Genomic DNA, 3869 nt, shown 5'->3' on the forward strand with positions numbered 1-3869 from the left:
CTCAAAACCCTTCGGTTTCAGTAACAGAAGAGCAAGAAGGGACGTATACGGTTGAAGTAAAAGCAAGATACCCGGATAGTGTTTTATTAAAAAATGCTGATTTTGATATCACAGATGCTGCAGGTGGTACTCTTGCATCAGGTCATTTTGATAGTTCAGGAAAGAGTACTGTTTCAGGTCTTAAACCTGGACAGATTAAAATAGTGGCAAAAGAAAGTGTAAACGAATTTAATCCAGACATTTTGCGCTTAGATAATCCTCACTACGTGTCTGATATCAGTGACGATGATTTTTTTGATAGAGCTGCACAAGGTCAACAAACATTTTGGCAGCCCAACAGAATCGCTCCTCCCGTTGAAGGTTGGGGAGCTATGGGTAAAAGTCTAACTTCGGATCGTTACTTTGCCGATATTGTTAAGTATGAGACTAAGACTCACTTCACAAAACATCATCCAGATTTCTCTTTTGATATTTTAGCTGAATCATTGATCGCCGGGATTGAAAGCATGGCTCCCGAAATTATGGATCAAGTTATTTCTAACGGGTTACCTATCGTAATGGAAGAAGGTGAGTTACTTTCCGTGTTATTCCGTTTGCCCAGGCATGAAACCGCGGACAGAATGCTTGCTTATATGCGAGCAAGAGGTAAGGGCAACCCGCAAGCGTATCTTAAGAATTACGATTGGCAAGCTGCTCAAAAGACTTTGGGAAGTGAACTGGAAGCGCTATTGAGTAAGATCAATGGGCGTATCGAGTCTTTGAGTTCGGAAGCAAGCCAGTTGAATTTTGTTTATCTGTCGGCAGATATTTATGATGCGCATGCGAAAACAGGTAATACATTCTCGAAAAAGCTGTCTGATAATCTTTCTAAATCTTTTAAAAGACTCCAAACCAAATCAGAGAGTTTAATGAACGATGTTACAAAGGTATCGGTCATACAGGCTCAGGAAAATATTTATTCAACCGAAGCAGGAAAGATTGAAGTCGTCATTAATGCGATTTTAAAGATCGATTTGGAGGAGCAAAAGTGGGTTAAGTTCCGCGCGATATATTCTGACCAGTGGCAAACACCTATTTATGCTCAGAACGTGAAAGTGACAACTAACTCTGTCGTTCATGAAGAAGGAATTGCTCTTAATGTGTCACCGACTAGAAGTACAGAATCCGAGACTATGGAACTAGCGAGTGAAACACAAAAAATAGAAGGCGGAGTAACTGTACTTGATAACTTGAAACCTAATACTGACATTGTAGTGGTCGAATTTGCAGGTGAATCAGGGATTGAAGACCAGATTAGCAAGATTCAAGATAGTGTTGAAGCTACGTTAGACGGCTCTTACAACGCTTTAGTAGAAGATATGAAAGGCTTCAAAGAACAGTGGGATGAAGAAGGGTATCTAACACTTGGAGATGGGGTTATCGATGGTGCGATTGCATGGGGAGCCGATATCGTTGACATGGTATCACCAAGTTTTTGGGGTGATGCTGCTGATTCCATTTCAGACCTTACCTCTTCTGCGGTCGATAAACTTGCTATCTATTCAACGGATAAATTCAATACTATAACGAAAGCAATGCTGACCAAAGAAGGCCAGTTAAAGAACTCTACTTGGGTGCTCGAAACGATAGGTAAAGAATTTGATTCTTTTCATAACAGCGTGTTTGAGTCGGTGGATGATGCTATTGATGAGGTCCAAGGCCTTTACTTGGAAAGCAAGGATGTTCTCAGAAAATTAGAGTGCATTGCTCAACATCGAAAGACCATTATAGCTCTGCCACAGAAAATGGCAGAGGGTGACGTTGACGCAATACAAGTATTCATAGATACCGTTTTAATGGAATTCGACCCTGAATGGGCTAAGGAAATTAAAGGACATGAGAACTTTCCGAAAGCCATGGCTATTATCGAAGATCACGATACGGTTCTTTCTTATGTAACTTATCTTTCTTTAATGCTTGAAGCTATCCCACCTAATTTCTATTCGTATTACGGTGGCAAAGCTGGGGCATATCTGTTGTTGGAGTTAATTCTAACCGTTGTATTGGCGATATGTACCGCCGGTGTGGGTGCTGCTGCTCGTATTTCAACTCTTGTCGCTAGGTTTGCTGGTGGGGCTAAGAAAATCAAAGGTATAAAAAACTCAGCGAAAGCACTGGACTCATTTATTAAAACCTTAGAAAGCTTGATCGATGTACTTAGTGACTATCAAGAGTTGGCTGACAAATTGGTTAAACGACCTCTTGGAAAATTTAAAGGAAAACCAGTCACAACAATGACTGCGAAAAAGAAAGCGGTAAAGCGTGACGCTACTTGTAGGCTTTGTCATTCAGATAAACATAAAACACCGCGCTACAAGCGTGGAGAATTAGATTACATCTAGGTAAACGTATGGGATATAGGGAAAACTTGTTGAATGCCATTGAGGGGGATCATGATCACCCTTTAAATTGTGGTGTTCCGATGCAAATACATCATTTATTATCTAAAAAAGGTGCGATTGAATCAGGGAATAAGTCAATTCTTGAGTCATATGGTTATGTTATTAATGAAATAGGTAATTTGGTTGCATTACCATCTACTTTTGCTGGTGCGTGCCATTTAGAAGTTCAATTACATCGAGGTAATCATATTTCATTTTCAAATAGTGACGATGATGACGAACCCTACCATGACTACGTGCAAAAGTTGATGGTAAAAACACTCAAAAAGATAGAAAAAGAATGTGAAGAGGGTAGCGCAAAAAAGTCCAGTCTAGAATGAACAGCAAGAGTAAAGTGTTATTATCAGACATAAAATCATTCCGAATTAGATTAACTAGAGTTCACAAATACTTTAAAAATGGGAATTGTGGTTGCAACGGACTTGGAACCAAAATTGACAAATTTAGTATCGATGATTTGGCTAAATCAGAAAACAAAGATGATAATATTTGTAATCGAAATCATTCAGAATTTACTCGCTATAAAAAGAGAGTTTATACATTAGAGGTAGGTAGGTAGCGTGAACTATAACAACGAATATTACGTAATGACTCCCAACTTTGACATGGTAGGGTTTAAAGTGATTCCAACAGAATCAACAGCTTTAAGACGGTTTCATTATCGAAAACAAATTTACGGTGAGCCAGCTCTGCGTTTTTATAGTAAAGGTAATAAGATTATTGATAATACAATGCCTATGCTGTTTTGCACTCCCAGTGTCATAATATCTGAATCATTAAAAGAGTTAATTGATGACAACATTTACGGAGGGAGTTTATACCCCGTTATAATAAATGACGAATGTGATAATTACTTTTTGATTAACATCTATGAAGAGTTAGATTGTTGGGATAGAAGTAAATCAACCTACGAACAACAGGATCCTGATGAAGATCCCCACGTTATTAACTATCATTTGGACGTCGACGTTTTAGATAAAATAAAAGAGTCAGAACGGTTAATATTTAAAATGGGGGGGGATGACTTATCTCCTTTCATTGTTCATGAAAAAATAAAAAGAAAAATAGAAAAAAAAGTACCTTACGTAAATTTCTTTTCATTAGAAACATATCAACTTGGCGATGAGTATTAATTATTAATTCGAAAATAATCTTTTTATTCATATGTTTAGAGAGCGCCCGGGGCGCTTTTCATCTAGTTTGTGTTGCAATTTTCGAGTTAATCGAACAAAACGCCTTCTGATGTTTGCTTAACAACAGTCGGTAAACCTGTTGTTCCTATCCCTTATGGCAATAATGCAAAGTCCGCTGATTTAGCAGGCGGCACCATTACCGTTTCTATGGATGGTGGTAACAGCATTGCTATCAAAGGAAGTAAATTCAGTGCCAGTACTGGCGATGCCGGTGGTGATAAAAAGGGTGTCTCAT

Annotated in this window: 3 protein-coding genes and 1 pseudogene; all 4 read left to right on the forward strand. The window is 38.5% G+C overall.

From position 1 onward, the window contains the following. The coding region (locus tag ACED28_RS22850; RefSeq protein WP_371710819.1) for a hypothetical protein at positions 1-2381 on the forward strand (2381 nt) is incomplete at its 5' end. Positions 2382-2410: 29 nt separating this feature from the next. Next, positions 2411-2761, forward strand: coding sequence for an AHH domain-containing protein (locus ACED28_RS22855; RefSeq protein WP_371710820.1), 351 nt, complete (start codon positions 2411-2413; stop codon positions 2759-2761). 267 nt (positions 2762-3028) lie between these two features. Then, on the forward strand, positions 3029-3574 hold the full coding sequence (locus tag ACED28_RS22860) for an imm11 family protein (protein ID WP_017084365.1): 546 nt from the start codon (positions 3029-3031) through the stop codon (positions 3572-3574). Between the two features lie 90 nt (positions 3575-3664). Next, positions 3665-3869, forward strand: a pseudogene (locus tag ACED28_RS22865) (PAAR-like domain-containing protein); the annotation flags it as partial.

Source organism: Vibrio sp. 1F253 (assembly GCF_041439295.1).
Classification (GTDB): domain Bacteria; phylum Pseudomonadota; class Gammaproteobacteria; order Enterobacterales; family Vibrionaceae; genus Vibrio; species Vibrio tasmaniensis_A.